At 73.6% G+C, this 17,912-nt stretch carries 17 protein-coding genes; 6 read left to right on the top strand and 11 right to left on the bottom strand.

Annotated features, from left to right (window positions below; all coding sequences use genetic code 11):
- Positions 1-52: 52 nt before the first annotated feature.
- Together greA and ACFWI8_RS29770 are read right to left on the bottom strand one after the other, a co-directional pair.
- Complete coding sequence (gene greA / locus ACFWI8_RS29775; RefSeq protein WP_311601841.1) at positions 53-553, bottom strand: transcription elongation factor GreA; 501 nt, start codon at positions 551-553, stop codon at positions 53-55.
- Between the two features lie 163 nt (positions 554-716).
- A complete protein-coding gene (locus ACFWI8_RS29770; protein WP_387097907.1) occupies positions 717-1,133 on the bottom strand; it encodes a DUF4307 domain-containing protein in 417 nt (138 codons plus the stop codon).
- Positions 1,134-1,273: 140 nt separating this feature from the next.
- On the opposite strand from ACFWI8_RS29770, the gene mca reads away from it, so the two are divergent.
- Complete coding sequence (mca, locus tag ACFWI8_RS29765; protein ID WP_387097904.1) at positions 1,274-2,146, top strand: mycothiol conjugate amidase Mca; 873 nt, start codon at positions 1,274-1,276, stop codon at positions 2,144-2,146.
- Positions 2,147-2,150: 4 nt separating this feature from the next.
- Positions 2,151-2,390: a hypothetical protein gene (locus ACFWI8_RS29760; RefSeq protein WP_387097901.1), complete on the top strand. Its 240-nt coding sequence runs from the start codon at positions 2,151-2,153 to the stop codon at positions 2,388-2,390.
- A 13-nt stretch (positions 2,391-2,403) separates the two neighbouring features.
- Here the strand turns inward: ACFWI8_RS29760 and ACFWI8_RS29755 are convergent, their stop codons facing one another.
- From ACFWI8_RS29755 to ilvA, 4 genes are all read right to left on the bottom strand, one after another.
- Positions 2,404-5,694, bottom strand: coding sequence for a tetratricopeptide repeat protein (locus tag ACFWI8_RS29755; RefSeq protein ID WP_387097898.1), 3,291 nt, complete (start codon positions 5,692-5,694; stop codon positions 2,404-2,406).
- 160 nt (positions 5,695-5,854) lie between these two features.
- Positions 5,855-6,724: an ABC transporter permease gene (locus ACFWI8_RS29750; RefSeq protein ID WP_311601836.1), complete on the bottom strand. Its 870-nt coding sequence runs from the start codon at positions 6,722-6,724 to the stop codon at positions 5,855-5,857.
- Positions 6,721-7,761: an ATP-binding cassette domain-containing protein gene (locus ACFWI8_RS29745; RefSeq protein ID WP_387097894.1), complete on the bottom strand. Its 1,041-nt coding sequence runs from the start codon at positions 7,759-7,761 to the stop codon at positions 6,721-6,723. The genes ACFWI8_RS29750 and ACFWI8_RS29745 overlap by 4 nt, the downstream gene beginning before the upstream one ends.
- 164 nt (positions 7,762-7,925) lie before the next feature.
- The gene (ilvA, locus tag ACFWI8_RS29740; RefSeq protein ID WP_387097891.1) at positions 7,926-9,143 is read right to left on the bottom strand and encodes a threonine ammonia-lyase; all 1,218 of its coding nucleotides are present in this window, start codon (positions 9,141-9,143) and stop codon (positions 7,926-7,928) included.
- A 181-nt stretch (positions 9,144-9,324) separates the two neighbouring features.
- Here ilvA and ACFWI8_RS29735 point away from each other — a divergent pair, with 181 nt between their 5' ends.
- Positions 9,325-9,840: a MarR family winged helix-turn-helix transcriptional regulator gene (locus ACFWI8_RS29735; protein WP_387097888.1), complete on the top strand. Its 516-nt coding sequence runs from the start codon at positions 9,325-9,327 to the stop codon at positions 9,838-9,840.
- Positions 9,841-9,889: 49 nt separating this feature from the next.
- On the opposite strand, the gene ACFWI8_RS29730 is transcribed toward ACFWI8_RS29735, so the two are convergent.
- Positions 9,890-11,044 carry a cystathionine gamma-synthase gene (locus tag ACFWI8_RS29730; RefSeq protein WP_387097885.1) on the bottom strand — a complete coding sequence of 385 codons (1,155 nt, stop codon included), beginning with the start codon at positions 11,042-11,044 and terminating at the stop codon, positions 9,890-9,892.
- A gap of 117 nt (positions 11,045-11,161) precedes the next feature.
- On the opposite strand from ACFWI8_RS29730, the gene ACFWI8_RS29725 reads away from it, so the two are divergent.
- Positions 11,162-12,292, top strand: coding sequence for a hypothetical protein (locus tag ACFWI8_RS29725; RefSeq protein ID WP_387097882.1), 1,131 nt, complete (start codon positions 11,162-11,164; stop codon positions 12,290-12,292).
- Positions 12,293-12,344: 52 nt separating this feature from the next.
- Positions 12,345-13,001: a peptide-methionine (S)-S-oxide reductase MsrA gene (gene msrA, locus ACFWI8_RS29720; RefSeq protein WP_387097879.1), complete on the top strand. Its 657-nt coding sequence runs from the start codon at positions 12,345-12,347 to the stop codon at positions 12,999-13,001.
- Between the two features lie 101 nt (positions 13,002-13,102).
- Here the strand turns inward: msrA and ACFWI8_RS29715 are convergent, their stop codons facing one another.
- On the bottom strand, positions 13,103-13,849 hold the full coding sequence (locus tag ACFWI8_RS29715; RefSeq protein WP_387097876.1) for an SDR family NAD(P)-dependent oxidoreductase: 747 nt from the start codon (positions 13,847-13,849) through the stop codon (positions 13,103-13,105).
- A gap of 105 nt (positions 13,850-13,954) precedes the next feature.
- Here ACFWI8_RS29715 and ACFWI8_RS29710 point away from each other — a divergent pair, with 105 nt between their 5' ends.
- The gene (locus ACFWI8_RS29710) at positions 13,955-14,563 is read left to right on the top strand and encodes a TetR/AcrR family transcriptional regulator (RefSeq protein WP_387097873.1); all 609 of its coding nucleotides are present in this window, start codon (positions 13,955-13,957) and stop codon (positions 14,561-14,563) included.
- Positions 14,564-14,578: 15 nt separating this feature from the next.
- Here the strand turns inward: ACFWI8_RS29710 and ACFWI8_RS29705 are convergent, their stop codons facing one another.
- From ACFWI8_RS29705 to ACFWI8_RS29695, 3 genes are all read right to left on the bottom strand, one after another.
- Positions 14,579-15,433 carry an LLM class flavin-dependent oxidoreductase gene (locus ACFWI8_RS29705; RefSeq protein WP_387097937.1) on the bottom strand — a complete coding sequence of 285 codons (855 nt, stop codon included), beginning with the start codon at positions 15,431-15,433 and terminating at the stop codon, positions 14,579-14,581.
- Positions 15,434-15,496: 63 nt separating this feature from the next.
- On the bottom strand, positions 15,497-17,101 hold the full coding sequence (locus tag ACFWI8_RS29700) for an alkaline phosphatase D family protein (RefSeq protein WP_387097870.1): 1,605 nt from the start codon (positions 17,099-17,101) through the stop codon (positions 15,497-15,499).
- A gap of 130 nt (positions 17,102-17,231) precedes the next feature.
- Entirely contained in the window at positions 17,232-17,912 is a 681-nt protein-coding gene (locus ACFWI8_RS29695; RefSeq protein WP_387097867.1) for a response regulator, read from the bottom strand.

The raw sequence follows: 17,912 nt of genomic DNA, 5'->3' as shown, positions 1-17,912 counted from the left end.
CGCAGGACGGGCGAGACGGGAGGGAGGGGCGGCGGCGCGCCGCGGGGCGCGCTCAGGCGGCCTGGTAGGGCTTGGCCTCCAGGACCCGGACCATGGCCTTCCTGCCGTTGGGCAGCTCGTACTCGGCGTCCTCGCCGGCCTTCTTGCCGAGCACGCCGGCGCCGAGCGGCGACTGCGGCGAGTACGTCTCGATGTCGGACGTCGCGAACTCGCGGGAGGCGAGGAGGAACGTCATCGTGTCGGACTCGTCGCCGTCGAAGGCGATGGTGACGACCATGCCGGGCGAGACCACGCCGTTGTCCGCCGGCGGGGCGCCGACCTGCGCGTTCTGCAGGAGCTGGGTGAGCTGGCGGACGCGGGCCTCCTGCTTGCCCTGCTCCTCCTTGGCGGCGTGGTAGCCGGCGTTCTCCTTGAGGTCGCCCTCTTCGCGTGCCTGCTCGATCTTCTTCGCGATCTCGATGCGGGCGGGACCCGACAGATGATCCAGCTCGGCCTTGAGCTGGTCATACGCCTCCTGGGTCAGCCAGGTGACAGTGTCGCTGGTCTGCGTCACAGGTGCTCCTCGGGATTGTGCGAAGGGAAATAAAAACAAGGCCCGACCCGGACGGCTACGCCGCTGGGCGGGCGGAAACATCGATCGAACTGTCGACTTTAACAACGCTGGCCGATGTGCGGAAGGATTACCCTCCGCTGCCACGCGTGAAACCCAGGGTTGCCTACCGGGCGCCCTGGGCCTCCGAACAGCTGATCAGCTCGGCAGCGGTGGCACGCTGCGTAGTCCTCAGAGTAACGGAACGGTGCAGGCTCGACTCGTCCTCGTCGAACGTGAAGTCCGCCCGGCCGACCTCAAGACCGTCCTCCGCCTGGGCCCGGACGGTGCACACGGCCACCAGGTCCGCCGGCTTGCGCACCGCGAGGTTCACGTCGATCCGCTCGTCCGAGACGACGTCGAAGCCGGTGAGCTCGGAGCTCACCTGCTCGCCCGCGACGTACGCGTACCCGGCCCACGCCACGAAGGCGAGCAGCAGGGCGCCGAGCACCCCGCCCACGATCATCAGCCGGCGGTCGGTGCGGGCGTCGTCGGTGGCACGGCCGTAGCGGCCGGCGGGGAGCCCCGTGCGGGTGTCAGCCATCTTCGACCTCCGGGAACTCGCGGTTCGGCGTGGGAGAGGTCATGGCGTGAAAAACGGGAACAACGACCCCTGGTCCATCAGTCACTATAGAAGCCCGGGAGAAGCCCCGGACGACCCACCCGAGTGACTGAGGACGAGCCTTGACAGAGCAGCTGCGACTCATGGCCGTGCACGCCCATCCGGACGACGAGTCCAGCAAGGGCGCGGCAACCATGGCGAAATACGTGGCCGAAGGCGTGGACGTGCTGGTCGCCACCTGCACCGGCGGCGAGCGCGGCTCGATCCTCAACCCGAAGTTGCAGGGCGACCCGTACCTGGAGGAGCACATCCACGAGGTGCGCGCCAGGGAGATGGCGGAGGCCCGCGAGATCCTCGGGGTCCGCCAGGAGTGGCTGGGCTTCGTGGACTCCGGGCTGCCCGAGGGCGACCCGCTGCCGCCGCTGCCCGAGGGCTGCTTCGCCCTCCAGGACATCGACGTGGCGGCCGAGCGTCTGGTCAGGCTCGTGCGGGAGTTCCGGCCGCACGTGATGACCACCTACGACGAGAACGGCGGCTATCCGCACCCGGACCACATCATGACCCACAAGATCTCCATGGTCGCCTTCGAGGCGGCCGGGGATCCGGAGCGCTTCCCGGCGGCCGGCGAGCCCTGGCAGCCGCTGAAGCTCTACTACAACCAGGGCTTCAACCGGCCGCGCACCGTCGCGCTGCACGAGGCGCTGCTCGCCCGCGGGCTGGAGTCGCCCTACGGCGAGTGGCTGGAGCGCTGGGACGACTCGGACCGGCCCGAGCGGTCGCTGACCACCCGGGTGCCGTGCGCGGAGTACTTCCCCACCAGGGACAAGGCGCTCATCGCGCACGCCACCCAGATCGACCCGGACGGCGGCTGGTTCCGGGTGCCGATGGAGCTCCAGCAGGAGGTCTGGCCGACCGAGGACTACGAGCTGGCGAAGTCCCGGGTCGATACCGCGCTCCCCGAGTCCGACCTCTTCGCGGGCATCCGCCAGAATTGAGGCCATGGACGACATGAGTGAGCGGCTTCCCCTCGCGGCCCAGCCCCTGAACGAGTACACGGTCACGCCCGGTGTGCTGGGCTTCATCGTGTTCGCGGTGCTCGGGATCGCGGTCTGGATCCTGCTGAAGTCCATGAGCAGGCACCTGGGCCGGATCTCCGTCAAGGAGTCCGACCGGGGCGAGGCCGAGGGCGCCGGCGAGCCGGCCGGGGCCGCCACCGGCTCCTCCCCGGCCCGCTCCTAGGTTCCGGCCGGCCTCAGGCCGCGTCGAGGACGCCGAAGACGTCCCGCGCGGCGCGTCTCGGCACCATGCCGAGGCGCCAGGCGGGCCAGCCGTCCTCCGGGCCGAGGCCGCGCGTGAGCATCAGCGCGAAGCTGTGCGCGGCGTCGGTCAGCCTGGGGTCGCGCCACGGGTGCTCGGCGCGCAGCAGCTCGGCCAGCTCCTCCTGCGCCACCGCCGCGCCGACCTCCGAGCCGCCGGGTGAGGCCAGCGGCAGCAGGGTGCAGCGCAGGAACGCGGCCCAGTCGGCGCCCCGCCGGTCGGCCCGGCCCTCGCCGTAGCCGTCGGTGAAGAGGCGCAGCGCCTCGTCTGTCAGCTCCAGGGCCTGGCCCAGGCGCTCGTTCCCCGCGTCGACCACCGCGAGCTCGACGCACGTCCACGCCTCCCCGTAGACCACGCCGGCGCGCTGGAAGTCGCGCCTGGCGTCGTTGAGCAGCTGGCGCGCGAAGCCGCTGTTGCGCAGCGACCCGGTGGACTCGGCCCGCATGTCCCTGGTGACCCGCGCCGAGTGGTGGCGGGCGCAGGCCAGGCCGTAGACGTCCCGCATGCGGGAGAACTTGGCGCGGGCCTGCTCCAGGGTGCGCACGGCGCCGGCCAGGTCGCCGCTCTCCTCCAGCGCCTGGCCCAGGTTGTACAGGGTCCACGCCTCGCCGCGCGCGTCCTCCGTGTCGCGGTGCCTGGCGAGGGCGGCGCGCAGCTGCTCCTCGGCGGCCGTCGGGTCCCCGTCGTAGACGCGGGCCAGGCCGAGCTCGGTCTGCGCCCAGGCGACACCGCGGACGTCCCGGGAGCGCTCGTAGAGGTCGAGGGAGAGCCGGATCTCGCGCTCGCCACCGGGGATGTCGCCCCCGCACAGCAGCGTCTGGCCGAGCTGGAAGCGGGTCCAGGCCTCGCCGTGCACGCTGCCGCTGCGCTGGTGCAGGCGGAGCGCCTCGGCCAGCATGGCCCTGGCCGAGCCGACGCGGCCGCACTCGCGCTCCACGGCGGCCAGCGCGTGCAGCGTCCAGGCCCGGTCGCCGTCGAGCCCCGCGTCGGTCTGGAGCTCCAGGGCCTCCCGCAGCTTCTCGCCGGCCCCCCGCAGCTGGCCCTGGTGCTGGAGGGTGATGCCCAGGTCGCGCAGGGCGCGGGCGGTGCCCGCCTCGTGGTGGGCCTGCTGGTAGAGGGTGACCACGTCGGAGAGGGTGGAGCGCGCCTTGTCGAGGTCGCCGAGCTGGCGGGCCGCGACGCCGGTGCGCCACTGGACGGAGCGGGTGAGCAGGCCCTGGTTGACGGCCTGGGTCAGCTCGTTGAGCTCGCCGAGGCGGTAGAGGTCGCCGCGCAGCAGGCAGTAGTCGCAGAGGGCGCCGAGCAGGTGCTGGACGGCGTCCCGGTCGACGCGCTCGTCGGCGTGTCGGAGGGTGGCGGTGATGAAGCTGGTCTCGTCGTCGAGCCAGCGCAGGGCGGCGTCGAGCGAGGTGAAGCCGTGGCCGCCGGCGGCGGCGGGCAGCAGGTCGGCGCGCGTCGACGTCTTGCCGTCGACGAGGCGGATCACGGTGTCGGCGAGGTCGGCGTAGCTGCGGATCAGCCGCTCCTGGGCGGCCGAGCGGTCCTCGTCGGTCTCCTCCTCGTGCAGCCGGGCGCGGGCGAAGCGGCGCACCAGGTCGTGCAGCCGGTAGCGGTTGCCGCGGACGTGTCGCAGCAGTCCCGCGGCGGTCAGCTCCTCGAGTCGGCGGGCGCCCTCCTGCTCGCGGACGTCGAGGAGCGCGGCGGCGGCGCGGGCGCCCAGGCTGGCGCGGCCGACGAGCGCGAGCCGGCGCAGCAGCCGGCGCGCGGGCTCGTCCTGGTCGGCGTAGCGCAGCCGTAGGGCGCGCTCGGCCGCGTCCCCCGGGTGGTTGGTGAGGTCGTCGGCGAGCCGGGCCGGGGAGCGCTCGCCGAGCGCGGCGCCGACCATCCGCAGCAGCAGCGGGCGGCCCTCGCACAGCTCCACCACCCGGCGCCAGCCGACGTCGTCGTAGGGTTCGTCGTAGGGCTCGCCGGCGGCGATGGCGCCGCCGTCGGCGACGGCGGCGCGCAGCAGCTCCTCGGCGGCGGCCTGGTCGAGCGGGCCGAGCTCCAGGTGGTGGACGGAGGCGGGGAAGTCGGGCTCGACGCGCAGCGGCTCGGTGGCGGTGACCAGCACCAGTGAGTCGGAGCGCTCCGGGATGAGGGCGCGCACCTGCTCGGGGTCCGTGGCGTCGTCCAGGATGAGCACCACGGGCAGGCCGGCCAGGTGCTGCTGGTAGCGCTCCATCAGGCGGCGCGGGTGGGCCGCGTCGGCGCCGCCGGCGGCGCCGTCGCGGAAGAGCAACTGCTCGCGCGGGGCGCCGAGCCGGTTCAGCAGGTGGAGCAGGGCGTCCCTGGTGGTGAGCGGGTTCTCGCTCTGGCCGCGCAGGTCGACCAGGCAGGCGCCGCGGAACAGCTCACGGGTCTCCTGCGCGACCCAGCGGGCCAGCATGGTGCGGCCGGAGCCCGAGGGGCCGTGCAGCACGACGACGGTGGGCCGGGTGTCGGTGCGGGCCCGGTCGCGGTTGACCCACTGGGTGATCTGGGTGAGCTGGCTGCGGCGGCCGATGAACGGGTTGCCCGGCTCCGGCAGGCGGTCGAAGGAGCGGGCGAGCACGGCTCTGGTGCGGGCGGCGCCGCCGCGGTCGCGGGGTCGCTGCTGGCTGACCCGGCGCGGCTCCCGCTGCTCGGGGCTCAGCGGCTCGCGACGCGGGGCCACGGCGCGCTGTTGCTCCAGGTACGGGCGGAGGCCACGCACCTCGACCGCGTTGCGCCAGGCGAGCCGTAGCTGCTCGACGCCGCCCGGCTGGTTGATGCTGCCCGCCTGCCGCTCGGCCGACAGCAGGTGGGCGAGGACGGCCTGCGCGAAGAAGCCGGCCAGCGCGGCGACGCCCACGATGGCGGCGTCGGCGAAGGCGGTGGCGGCCGAGTCGTCGATGCTGCCGATCAGCAGCAGCGCGGCGAGCGCCGCGCCGGCGGCCGCGGCCGCCGGGCCCCCCACGGCGCGCCGGCCGAACCGGTCGGCCAGCCGGCTCGGCGCGTGCTCGGTCTCCGCACGGAGATACGCCGCGTACTCCTCCTCCGCGGGCCGCAGTATCTCGTCCAGCGCGGCGCGGGCCCGCTGGAGCAGTTGCGGGCCGTCGATCCGGCCCTCGGAGCGCCGCACCTCCTCCTGCACGGCACGCTCGATCAGCCCGTCGATCTCCGCCCGGTGCCGCTCGGTGAGCGCGCCCACGACATGTGTCGTCATGCTCTTCCCCCTCCCGGTCTCCTCCTGTGGACATGAGGGACCGACTGCTCGCCTGCCCAACTCGCTTCCTACCACGCCGTCTTGACGTCGAGAGTTCTCGTGAGGGCGAATCGTGACAGAACGGAGGCCGGGAGGGGAAGAGTCGGCGGAGCCGGTCTTCTCAGCCGGCGGCCCGCTTGTACTTGCGGACCGCGAGGGTGCGGAAGACGGCGATGACGACCACCGAGGAGATGAGCGAGGCCAGCACCGGGTGCTGCATCGGCCAGGCGTCGGGCGCCTGGTATCCGGCCGGCAGGTTGCCGAAGAGCTCGCGGGCCGCCAGCACGATGGCGCTGAACGGGTTCCACTCGGCCACGGGTTGCAGCCAGCCCGGCATGTTCTCCGAGGGCACGAAGGCGATGGATATGAAGGTCAGCGGGAACAGCCAGACCAGGCCGCCCGAGGTGGCGGCCTCGGGCGAGCGGACCGAGAGGCCGATCAGCGCGCCGATCCAGGTGAAGGCGTAGCCGAAGAGCAGCAGCAGGCCGAAGCCCGCGAGCGCGCTGAGCACGCCGTCGTGGATCCGCCAGCCGACCAGGAAGGCGACGACGGCCAGCACCAGCAGCACCACGGCCGTCTGCACGACGTCCGCGAAGGTGCGCCCGGTGAGCACCGCGCCGCGGGCCATGGGCAGCGAGCGGAAGCGGTCGATGATGCCCTTCTGCATGTCCTCCGCGATGCCGGCGCTGGAGCCCGCCACGGCGAAGGTGACGGTCTGCGCGAAGATGCCGCCCATCAGGAACTCGCGGTAGGCGGAGGCGTCGGTGCCGGCGCCCGGGATGTTGATCGAGCCGCCGAAGACGTAGGCGAACAGCACCACGAACATGACCGGCTGGATGATGCCGAAGACGACGACCTCGGGGATCCGCAGCATGCGCAGCAGGTTCCGCCGGGCGACGACCAGGGAGTCCCGCAGGCCCTGGGCGAACGAGATCCGGTCCCCGGCGCGCGGCACGGGCACCGGCACGGACTTCTGGACGGTGGTGCTCATCGGCGGTCCCCCTTCTCCTTCGCCGCGTTCCCCTTCGTCGCGGCCTTCTTCGCCGCGCCCGCGCCCTCGGCCTCGCCGTCGGCGGCGTTGCCCGCCTGCTCGGCCGCGTGGCCGGTGAGCGAGATGAACACGTCGTCCAGGGTGGGGCGGCGCAGCCCGATGTCGTCGATCTCGATGCCCCGGCCGTCGAGCTCACGGATGACCTCGGCGAGCAGCTTGGCGCCGCCGGAGGCCGGCACGCTCAGCTTGCGGGTGTGCTCGACCAGCGAGGGCTCGCCGTCCCCGAGGCGGCGCAGCACCTCCTCGGCCGCCGCTATGTGCTCGCGGTCGTGGACGACGACCTCGACCACGTCCCCGCCGGTCTGGTCCTTGAGCTGGTCGGAGGTGCCGCGGGCGATGACCTGGCCGTGGTCGACCACGGCGATGGTGTCGGCCAGGTGGTCGGCCTCCTCCAGGTACTGGGTGGTGAGCAGCAGCGTGGTGCCGCCGGCGACCAGCTCCTGGATCACCTCCCACAGCGCCTGCCGGTTGCGCGGGTCGAGGCCGGTGGTCGGCTCGTCCATGAACATCACGGGCGGGCTGACGACCAGGGCCGCCGCCAGGTCGAGGCGGCGGCGCATGCCGCCCGAGTAGGTCTTGGTGGTGCGGTCGGCGGCGTCGGCCAGGTTGAACCGCTCCAGCAGCTCGTCGGCCCGACGCTTGGCGTCCTTCGCGGACAGCTGGTAGAGCTGGCCGACCATCCGCAGGTTCTCCCGGCCGGTCAGGTACTCGTCCACCGCGGCGAACTGGCCCGACAGGCCGATGGAGCGGCGCACCTCGTTGGGGTGGGCGAGGACGTCGATCCCGGCCACCTCGGCGCGCCCGGAGTCGGGTCGGATCAGGGTCGTGAGGACCCGCACGGTGGTGGTCTTGCCCGCGCCGTTCGGCCCGAGGAGGCCGAGGACGGTGCCCTCGGGCACGTCGATGTCGACGCCGTCCAGTGCCCTGACATCGCCGAAGGTCTTCACCAGACCCTCGGCGTAGATGGCACCTGGCATGGTGTTTCTCCCGTTTTCGGATCGGCAGGTTCAGGGTGTCCCGCGGAGCGCGGGGACGCCAGTCTAGGGCACTCGCGATACATCGCGATACCCGTTTCCGTATTCGAACACCTGTCGTGTCGCGATCCGCCGGTCCGCCGGCCGGCCCGGGAGTTCGGCCCCCTTCAGTCCATGACGCCGTAGCCAGCCGCCCGCAGCGCCTCCGTGACCTCCTCGCAGTGCCGCGGCCCCCGCGTCTCCAACTGCAGCTCCACCTCGGCCTCGCCCACCCCGAGCCTGGGATCCGTGCGGACGTGGTTGACCGCGATCACGTTGGCGTCGGTCACCGAGAGCTCCCCGAGCAGCGCCGCCAGCGCGCCGGGCCGGTCCGAAACCCGCAGCCGCAGCGACAGGTAGCGCCCGGCCGCCGCCATGCCGTGCCGCAGGGTGCGCTGGAGCACCAGCGGGTCCACGTTGCCGCCGGACAGCACCGCCACCACCGGGCCGCCGACGAACGCCTCGGGATCGGCGAGCAGCGCCGCGACCGGGCTGGCCCCGGCCGGCTCCACCACCAGCTTGGCCCGCTCCAGGCAGAGCAGCAGCGCCCCGGAGAGCGAGTCCTCGGAGACGGTGCGGACCTCGTCCACCAGGTCGGCGATGATCCGGAACGGCACGTCCCCGGGGCGCCCCACCTTCATCCCGTCCGCCATGGTGGCCACCTCGGGCAGCGCCACCGGGCGCCCGGCGGCCAGCGAGGGCGGGTAGGCGGCCGAACCCGCCGCCTGCACCCCGACGATCCGCACGTCGGGCCGCAGCGACTTCACCGCCAGCGCCACCCCGGCCGCCAGCCCGCCGCCGCCCATGCCGAGGACGATCGTCCGCACCTCGGGGCACTGCTCCAGGATCTCCAGGCCCACCGTGCCCTGGCCGGCCACCACGTCCTCGTGGTCGAAGGGGTGGATCAGCACGGCGCCGGTGCGCTCCGCGTACTCGCTGGCCGCCGCCAGCGTCTCGTCCACCACCGTCCCGTGCTGCCGCACCTCGGCGCCGTACTCGCGGGTCGCGGCGATCTTCGGCAGCGGGGCGCCGACCGGCATGAACACGGTCGAGCGCACCCCCAGCAGCGAGGCCGCGAGCGCCACGCCCTGCGCGTGGTTGCCGGCGCTCGCGGCGACCACGCCGCGGGCCCGCTCTGCCTCGTCGAGGCCGGCGATCCTGGTGTAGGCGCCGCGGATCTTGAAGGAGCCGGTGCGCTGCAGGTTCTCGCACTTGAGGTGGACGGGCGCGCCGACCAGCCGGCTCAGATACCGGCTGCCCTCCATCGCCGTGACCCGGGCGATCCCGGCGAGCGTCTTCTGGGCGGCCAGCACGTCGTCCAGCCGGGGCCGGTGGTTCTCAGCCATGCCGCCAGTCTGGCAGCCAGACGCCCCCGAGGCCCCCTCGGGCCCGAAGGGACGTGGTGCGTCGGGGTGGCACGGGGCGGATCCGGCATCGCGCGCCCCGGTGTCAGTGCGGCGGCGTACGCTGATGCCCAGTCAGCGAGCCACCCCCCGCGGCCGCCGCGCCCCGACGACAGACCCGGACATGACTCCTGAACCCACCGCACCCGCCGCCCCGTCCCACGGCGCTGCCCCGGCCGACCCGCCGGCCGTGGCCGACGTCGCCCTGCTCGACGCGTTCCAGCACGAGGTGGCGGTGTTCGCGCGGCGGGCCGAGCAGACGCGGCTCGCCGGCCTCGGCCCCACCCGCGGCACCATGGACCGGGCCGCGTACCTGCTGCTGAGCCGGCTCGACCAGGAGGGCCCCACCGGGGTCAAGGCGCTGGCCGCCGGCATGGGGATCGACTCGTCGACGGTCACCAGGCAGGTCGCCCCGCTGGTCGACTCGGGGCTGGTGAAGCGCACCGCCGACCCGGACGACGGGCGGGCCGTGGTGCTGCGGATCTCGGCGCGCGGCAGCGACCGCCTGGAGGAGGTGCGGGAGTCACGGCGCCGGCTGATGACGCTGCTCACGGCGGACTGGACGGAGGAGGATCGCGCCACGTTCTGCGCGCTCCTCACCCGCTTCAACTCCTCGATCGCCCGCCTCCAGTCCGGCTGAGGCGGGGCGCCCGGCGGCCGTCCCGGGGGGTCGCGCCCCGGGGCTCGGCTCAGGCGAGCGCCTGCGCCAGGTCGGCCAGCAGGTCGTCCACGGCCTCGATGCCCACCGAGAGCCGCACCAGGTCGGCCGGCACCTCCAGCGCGGAGCCCGCGGCGGAGGCGTGCGTCATCCGGCCCGGGTGCTCGATCAGCGACTCGACGCCGCCGAGCGACTCGCCGAGCGTGAAGAGCCGCGCCCGGTCGCACACGGCGACGGCCGCCTCCTCGCCGCCGGCCACCCGGAAGGACACCATGCCGCCGAAGTCGCGCATCTGCTTGGCGGCCGTCTCGTGGCCCGGGTGCGTGTCGAGCCCCGGGTAGAAGACCTCGACCACCTTCGGGTGCGCGACCAGCGCCTCGACGACGCGCGCCGCGTTGGCGCTGTGCCGGTCCATCCGCACGGCCAGCGTCTTGATGCCGCGCATCACCAACCAGGAGTCGAAGGGGCCGGCGATGGCGCCCATCGCGTTCTGGTGGAAGGCGAGCTCGTCCGCGAGGCCGGCGTCCGAGGTGACCAGGGCGCCGCCCACCACGTCCGAGTGGCCACCGAGGTACTTGGTGGTCGAGTGCACCACCACGTCGGCGCCGAGTGCCAGCGGCTGCTGCAGGTAGGGGCTGGCGAAGGTGTTGTCCACCACCAGGCGGGCGCCGGCCGAGCGCGCCAGGTCCGCGACCACCGCGATGTCGGTGACGCCGAGCAGCGGGTTGGACGGCGTCTCCACCCACACCAGGCGGGTGGTGGGCCGCAGCGCCGCCCGCACCGCGTCCGGGTTCGAGGTGTCGGCGACCGACCACTCCACGCCCCAGCGCTCCACCACCTTGGCGATCAGTCGGAAGGTGCCGCCGTAGGCGTCGTTCGGGATCACCAGGTGGTCGCCGGGGCGCAGCACGGTGCGCAGCAGGCAGTCCTCGGCGGCGAGCCCGGAGGCGAACGCCAGGCCGCGCCGGCCGCCCTCGAGCGCCGCCAGGTTCTCCTCAAGGGCGGTGCGGGTCGGGTTGGCCGAGCGGCTGTACTCGTAGCCGCCGCGCAGGCCGCCGACACCGTCCTGCTTGAAGGTGGACACCTGGTGGATGGGGGGCACCACCGCTCCGGTGACCGCGTCCGGTTCCTGCCCGGCGTGGATGGCCAGCGTCTCGAAACGTGACGGGCTGTGCTGCTCGTTCATGAGTACACGGTAGTGGGCCTTACGGTTGACATATCGCGCAGGCCGCAGCGCCGGCGCAGCCGACATGCACCCGTCATAGGGTGGACACCCGAAGGAACGAGGGGGAGCCGCGCCGCCATGGAAGCCCTTCTGCTGCTCATCGCGCTGACGACCATCTTCGGGGTGGTCGTGGTGCCCGCCATCCGCAGGCGACGCGAGCGCCAGGAGCTCGAGCGGGCCGCCGCCACCGCCGAGGCAGGGACCACCCGCCCGGTCTTCGGCGTCCGGCTGGGCAAGGACGGCGACGGCGTCGGCGCCCCGACCGCGACCGGCCTCGTCCCCGTCGACCAGCTCGACGTGCGGCTGCCCGGGCCCGACCCGCAGCTGGTCGCCGCCCTCGAAGAGGTGCAGCGCACCCAGAACTGGCGTCCGGCGGGTCAGCTGCTCGCCCTCACCGACGACCGCGAGCTGCGCTGGCAGCGGGTGCAGTCGCTGGCCGGCGCGGCCGCGATGGAGCTGGCCCGCTCGCGTGCCGCGGGCGACACCTCGGGCGCCGCCTGGCTGCGGAGCTGGCGCGCCGACGAGCCGAACGACGCGGGCGGCTCCCAGGTGTACGCGCAGTTCCTGGTCTGGCAGGCGATGGCCGACCCGTCCTCGGCCGACCACCGGATCATCCTGGAGGAGGCCCGCACGGTCTGCGCCGAGGCCGCCAAGCTGGCCCCCGAGGACCCGACCCCCTACATCACCGAGCTGTTCATCGCCCGCGGTCTCAGCTACCGGCCGGCGGACTTCGAGGCGCTGTGGTCGAACGTCACCCAGCGCGACCCGGCGCACATGGGCGCCCACCTGGCGGCCCTCCCCTACTGGTCGGAGAAGTGGCACGGCTCGCGCAAGCAGGCCGACGCGTTCGCCACGGCCGCGGCCGCCTCGGCCCCCGAGGGCAGCCTGCTGGCCGCGCTGCCGCTCTTCGCCGTCTACGACCACCTGCCCGACGTGCAGCTCTCCCCCAGCCTCTACACGGGCGCGGTGGTCTCCGACGCCGTCGAGGCCGCGCAGTTCGCGGTGAACACGGCGCGCACCGGTCACCCCGTGGAGCCGCACGTGCGCCATCTGCTGCTGTGTTTCCTGGTGCGCGCCGAGAGGTACCCGGAGGCGGCGGAACAGGTGCGGGCCATCGACGGTTATGTGGGAGCGATTCCGTGGGTGGACGGCGAGAACCCGGCCCGTGAGTACGCCACCTACCGTGCCCTGGCCATCGCCGGCGAGTAGCGCCGACCAGGACCACCACCGACGTCGGACGACCACAGGAGAGAGATCGACCATGCTGTACACCTTCAAGTCCAGGCTCCCCAGCCAGGACGAGGCCCTGCCCGGCCGCGCCGAGCGGCCCTTCGAGGTGCCGGCCCGCCACACCGTCCTGGGCAACCCGCTCCTCGGCCCCTACCCGGAGGGCCTGGAGGTCGCCGACTTCGCCCTCGGCTGCTTCTGGGGCGCCGAGCGCCGCTTCTGGCAGACGCCGGGCGTGTGGACCACCCTGGTCGGCTACCAGGGCGGCATCACGCCGCACCCGACCTACGAGGAGGTGTGCAGCGGCATGACGGGCCACACCGAGACGGTCCGCGTCGTCTTCGACCCCTCGGTGGTCTCCTACGGCGACCTGTTGAAGGTGTTCTGGGAGTCCCACGACCCCACGCAGGGCTTCCGCCAGGGCAACGACGTGGGCACCCAGTACCGCTCGGCGATCCACACCCACTCGCCGGAGCAGGCCGCGGCGGCGGAGGAGTCGAAGGCCGCCTACCAGCGGGTGCTCGCCTCCTCCGGCTACGGCGCGATCACCACGGAGATCCTGCCGGCCGACACCCGCGCCTTCTACCCGGCCGAGGACTACCACCAGCAGTACCTCGACAAGAACCCCGCCGGCTACTGCGGCCTCGGCGGCACGGGGCTGAGCTGCCCGGTCGGCGTGGCGAAGGCCTGACCCGCGTCCCACCCCCGGCCCGACGTCCGAGGGCCGGGGGGTGCGGGGGCCCGGGCCGGGGCCCGGGGTGCCGCCGATCGCGCGGCGGGCGTCGTCCGCGGTCAGAGCTGGTTCTCGCCGCCGTCCACGTACAGGTTGGCCCCGAGGATGAAGCCGCTCTGCTCGGAGGCGAGGAAGGCCACCACGTTGGCGACGTCCTCCGGGCGCCCGATCCGGCCCAGGGGGACCTGCGCGGCGAACCGCGCCTTGGTGACAGCCGCGTCTCCCGCGACGACGGCGTCGAGCCCGGGGGTGTCGATGGTGCCGGGGGAGATCGCGTTGACCCGGATGCCGCGGTCCTTGAGTTCGTTGGCCCAGGTCCGGGCGAAGGAGCGGATCGCCGCCTTGGAGGCCGCGTACGTGCCGAACGCCGCGACGCCGTCGTCGGCGCGCACGGAGGCGTTGAGGATCACCGAGGCGCCGTGGTTGAGCAGCGGCAGCGCCTTCCGCACCGTGAACAGCGTGCCCCGGACGTTGACGCCGAAGGTCTCGTCGAAGTGCTCCTCGGTGACCTGCTCAAGCGTCGCGAACGACGCGGTGGCGGCGTTGACGAACAGCACGTCCAGGCCCCGGCCCCGGGCGTGGACCGTGTCGTAGAGCCGGTCCAGGTCGGCCAGGTCGGAGATGTCGCCCACCACCGCCGTGGCCCGCTCCCGGCCGATGGTCTCGACGGCCGCGTCCAGCACGGTCCCGCGTCGGCCGGTGATGAACACGTGCGCGCCCTCGGCCGCCAGCCGGACGGCGCTGGCCAGTCCGATCCCGGTGCCGCCGCCGGTGACGACGGCGGTCTTTCCTTCGAGCTGTCCCATGGTGATGACCTCCCCAGAGTTCGGTACCGATCGGTACTGATCGACGCCGAACGGGACCGTACCACTTTCCGCACCGAGCAGTACAGAAGAGGTAGGATCGACGGCATGGAGACGCGGCAGAAGGCGCCGATCGGCCGCCCGAGGGGATTCGACGCCGACGAGGCGCTCGAACGCGCCATGCGGGTCTTCTGGGAACAGGGCTACGAAGGCGCCAGCCTCACCGACCTGACCAAGGCCATGGGCATCACCCGCACCAGCATGTACGCGGCCTTCGGCAACAAGGAGGAGCTGTTCCGCAAGGCCCTGGAGCGCTACACCGAGGGCCCCGCCTCGTACGGCGCCCGCGCCCTGCGGGAGCCGACCGCCCACCAGGTGGCCACCGCGTTCCTCAACGGCTCCGTCCGGGCCACCACCCGCCCCGGCTGCCCCAGCGGATGCCTCGGCGTCCAGGGCTCACTCGCCGCCGGCGACCCCGGACGCGCCGCCCGCGACGAGCTCGTCACCTGGCGCAACGAGCACACCGCCCACCTCCGCGACCGGTTCCGGCAGGCCGTCGACGAAGGAGACCTGCCGCCCGACAGCGATCCCGACCTCCTCGCCCGCTACCTCATGACCGTGGCGAACGGCATCGCCGTCCAGGCGGCCAGCGGCGCCACCCACGACGACCTCCAGCGGGTCGCCGACCTGGCCCTGCGCAGCTGGCCGCCCTCCTGACCGCCTGCCGGTCCGTCACCCCCGCGGGAGTGCCGGGAGGATCGCGGCGAGTTGGTCCAGCGGGTCGTCGCCGATGGGGCGGAGGACGACGGTGTGGGCGCCGGCCTCCCAGAGGGAGGCGACGCGGGTGGCAGCCGTGGCGAGGTCGCCGGCGGCGAGGAAGACGTCCTCCGGGGGGATGCCGAGCCAGCCGGAGTACTCGGCGATCACGGGGGCCTGCGCGGCCGGGTCGTCGCCGAGGTGGAGGTGGGTGAAGGTGATGAGCTCGTGGGCGGGGCGCGGGGTCTCGGCCGTGGCGCGGCCGCGTTCGATGTGGGCGAGGGCGGCGGCGAGGCGGGCGGGGCCCTGGCCCTCGGCGATGATCGTGCCGTCCGCGACCCGGCCGGAGAGTTCCAGCGAGCGGGGCCGGACGACGCCGGTGACCAGGGGCGGGGGCTCGGCCGGCGGGTGGACGAGGGTGACGCCGTCGATCTGGACGGTGCGGCCGGCGATGTCGGTCGTGGCGCCGGAGAGGAGGGACCGGACCGCGACGATCGTCTCCTCGAGGAGGGCCAGCTTGGTCGGGGAGGCCGCGCCGACCTGCGCCATCCACTCGGGCGAGCCATGGCCGATGCCGGCGACCAGGCGGCCGGGGAAGAGCCGGGCCACGGTGGCCACCTCCATGGCCAGCAGGGCGGGGTTGCGGAAGGGGGCCGGCACGATGCCGATGCCGACCCGCAGCCGCTCGGTGGCGGAGAGCGCGAGCGTGGCCGACGAGATTCCGCCGGCCCAGCCCAGGTCCTCCACCACCCACAGGTCGTCGACGCCCAACCGCTCGGCGGCGCGGGCGAATTCGGCGAGGCCCTCCGGCGGGAGGGAACGGTCGTACATCACGCCGAGGCGGCGGGTTCCAGGAGCGTCTTCGGTCACGGTGACACTCTAGGCGCGGGCGCCTCAGAGTTGGTGGGCTCCGGGGTGGCCGGGTTCGACCACGAAGGAGGCCGCCGTCTCGACCGACGAGCCGGGTGTGGTGACGTAGGGCACCACCCGGTAGTCCGCGCGGAGTTCGGTCGGGGTGAGGCCGATCACCGTGTAGCCGCGCTGCGAGTTGTGCCACTTGAAGTGGGGATTCACGCCCGGGGTCATCCAGTTGAAGCCGAAGGTGTCCATCGGGGTGCCGTCGCCGCCGGAGCTGACCGAGGTGCCGGCGAACTCGGTGGCGACCACCGGGGAGCTCTCGTCGTCGAAGTCCAGCTTGAGGTCGGCGACCACGCTGCGGTGGATGTCGCCGGTGAGGACCACGCAGTTGGTGACGCCGCGGTCGTGCAGGCCGGTGAGGAGCCGGTCGCGGGCGGCCGTGTAGCCGTCCCACATGTCCAGGCCAACGGTGTGGGTGGCGGGGTCGGTGTCGTGGTCGGCCTGGGCGATCAGGGTCTGGTTGGCGAGCACGTTCCACGCCGTGCCGGCGCGCCGGGTGCCGTCCAGCAGCCAGCCCTCCTGGGCCGCGCCCAGCATGGTGCGTGACGGGTCTGAGCGCTCGGCCTCGCAGCCGAACTGGGTGCCGTCGCCGCACACCTGGTCGTCCCGGTAGGAGCGGGTGTCGAGGACGTGCAGCTGGAGGAGGTCGGCGAAGCGCAGCCGCCGGAAGAGGCGGGAGTCGGCGCCGTCGGGCTTCTGCGGGAGGCGCAGCGGCAGGTGCTCGTAGTAGGCCTGGAAGGCGCCGGCCTTGCGGGCGCGGAAGGCGGTGACGTCGTCGTCGGGGAAGCCGTCGGAGTCGATCTGGGCGACGTCGCCCGCCCAGTTGTTCTCGACCTCGTGATCGTCCCAGGTCAGCACCCAGGGGAACGCCTGGTGGGCGGCCTGGAGGTCGGGGTCGAGGCGGTAGAGCGCGTGCCGGTTGCGGTACTCGGCGAGAGTGCGGGTCTCGCGCTGGTAGGAGGCGTCGAGGCTGAGGCCGCGCACCCCGCCGGTGGCGCCGACGCCGTACTCGTAGATGTAGTCGCCCAGGTGGACGACGAGGTCCAGGTCCTCGGTGGCCAGGTGGCGGTAGGCGGTGTAGAAGCCCTCGTACCAGCACTGGCAGGAGGCGAAGGCCAGCCGCAGCTCGCTGGCCGAGGTCGGGGCGGTGCGGGTGCGGCCGACAGGGCTGACGGTGTCCCCCGGCGGGACCCGGAAGCGGTAGAAGTAGTCGCGGCCCGGGGTGAGTCCCGCCACCTCGACGTGGACCGAGTGCCCGAGCTCGGGCACGGCGGGCGCGACGCCGGAGCGGACCACGCGGCCGAACGCCTCGTCCTCGGCGACCTGCCACTCGACGTCGACCGTCGCCGCCGGCATCCCGCCGCGCCCGTCGACGGCCAGCGGGTCGGGGGCCAGCCTGGTCCACAGCACGACCCCGTCCGGCCGCGGGTCGCCCGAGGCGACGCCGAGCTGGAAGGGGTCGGCGGCGAACCTGGGTACGGCCCAGGCGGCGCCCGCGCTCAGTCCGGCGGCGTGCAGGCCGAGGGTGGCCACCCCGGCGCCCGCGGCGCGGCCCAGCAGTCCGCGTCGTGTCAGTCCCATGGAGAACCTGCCCGTCTTGTCAGCTGACCAGCGACGGGCACATTTCTTGCAAAATGCCGGATTTCGATGGAGGCGCGCCCGGTGCCCCGCAGATTTGGGGAAACGTTGGGGAAGCCGGTGCGGTGCCGACTCAGCCGAGGCCACCGGACGAGGCGTCCCGCACCAGCAGCGCGACCTGCACCCGGTTGGCGCAGTCCAGCTTGCCAAGCGCCCGGCTGACATACGTCTTGATGGACAGTTCGCTCATCCGCAGCCGCCCGGCGATCTCCGCGTTGGACAGGCCCTCGGCCACCAGCCGCACCACGTCCGCCTCGCGGGCGGTGAGGCGGGCGAGCAGCTCAGCCGCCTCCCGTCGGCGGCGCGCCGCCCGCGGGGTGACGCGGCCCAACACGAGGCGGGTCACCGGGGGCGACAGGTAGGCGTCGCCGCCGTGGGCGGCGCGCACGGCGGCGACCAGCTCCTGGGGGGTGCAGTTCTTCAGCAGGAAGCCGGCGGCGCCCGCCTGGAGGGCGCGCAGCACGTTGGGCTCGGCGCCGAACGCCGTGAGCATCACGGCGCGCACGCCGGGCGCGCGGTGCTGGAGCTCTTCGAGCGCGCCGAGGCCGTCGAGCGCCGGCATGCTGATGTCGAGCAGCGCCACGTCCACCCGGTGGCGCAGGGCGGCGTCGACGGCGGCGCGGCCGTCGCCCGCCTCGGCCACGACCCGGATGCCGGGCGCCGCCTGGAGCACGGTGCGCAGCCCGGCCACGATCAGCGGCTCGTCGTCGGCCAGCAGGACGCGGACCGCCGCCCGCTCGGCGTCGTCCGTCAT

Origin of the sequence: Streptomyces sp. NPDC127098, from assembly GCF_042722465.1 — a bacterium.
Taxonomy (GTDB): Bacteria; Actinomycetota; Actinomycetes; order Streptomycetales; family Streptomycetaceae; genus Streptomyces; species Streptomyces millisiae.
The sequence above is the reverse complement of the archived record's forward strand: the minus strand, read 5'-3'. Positions and strand labels throughout refer to the sequence as shown.

What these genes read in the sequence shown, in the direction of transcription:
- ilvA (WP_387097891.1), bottom strand. Translation starts at nt 9,143, where the DNA reads ATGGCTGAGAACCACCGGCCCCGGCTGGACGACGTGCTGGCCGCCCAG.
- ACFWI8_RS29695 (WP_387097867.1), bottom strand. Translation starts at nt 17,912, where the DNA reads ATGACGGACGACGCCGAGCGGGCGGCGGTCCGCGTCCTGCTGGCCGAC.
- ACFWI8_RS29755 (WP_387097898.1), bottom strand. Translation starts at nt 5,694, where the DNA reads ATGACGACACATGTCGTGGGCGCGCTCACCGAGCGGCACCGGGCGGAG.
- ACFWI8_RS29700 (WP_387097870.1), bottom strand. Translation starts at nt 17,101, where the DNA reads ATGGGACTGACACGACGCGGACTGCTGGGCCGCGCCGCGGGCGCCGGG.
- msrA (WP_387097879.1), top strand. Translation starts at nt 12,345, where the DNA reads ATGCTGTACACCTTCAAGTCCAGGCTCCCCAGCCAGGACGAGGCCCTG.
- ACFWI8_RS29745 (WP_387097894.1), bottom strand. Translation starts at nt 7,761, where the DNA reads ATGCCAGGTGCCATCTACGCCGAGGGTCTGGTGAAGACCTTCGGCGAT.
- ACFWI8_RS29730 (WP_387097885.1), bottom strand. Translation starts at nt 11,044, where the DNA reads ATGAACGAGCAGCACAGCCCGTCACGTTTCGAGACGCTGGCCATCCAC.
- ACFWI8_RS29710 (WP_387097873.1), top strand. Translation starts at nt 13,955, where the DNA reads ATGGAGACGCGGCAGAAGGCGCCGATCGGCCGCCCGAGGGGATTCGAC.
- ACFWI8_RS29725 (WP_387097882.1), top strand. Translation starts at nt 11,162, where the DNA reads ATGGAAGCCCTTCTGCTGCTCATCGCGCTGACGACCATCTTCGGGGTG.
- ACFWI8_RS29770 (WP_387097907.1), bottom strand. Translation starts at nt 1,133, where the DNA reads ATGGCTGACACCCGCACGGGGCTCCCCGCCGGCCGCTACGGCCGTGCC.
- ACFWI8_RS29715 (WP_387097876.1), bottom strand. Translation starts at nt 13,849, where the DNA reads ATGGGACAGCTCGAAGGAAAGACCGCCGTCGTCACCGGCGGCGGCACC.
- ACFWI8_RS29735 (WP_387097888.1), top strand. Translation starts at nt 9,325, where the DNA reads ATGACTCCTGAACCCACCGCACCCGCCGCCCCGTCCCACGGCGCTGCC.
- ACFWI8_RS29705 (WP_387097937.1), bottom strand. Translation starts at nt 15,433, where the DNA reads ATGTACGACCGTTCCCTCCCGCCGGAGGGCCTCGCCGAATTCGCCCGC.
- ACFWI8_RS29760 (WP_387097901.1), top strand. Translation starts at nt 2,151, where the DNA reads ATGGACGACATGAGTGAGCGGCTTCCCCTCGCGGCCCAGCCCCTGAAC.
- ACFWI8_RS29750 (WP_311601836.1), bottom strand. Translation starts at nt 6,724, where the DNA reads ATGAGCACCACCGTCCAGAAGTCCGTGCCGGTGCCCGTGCCGCGCGCC.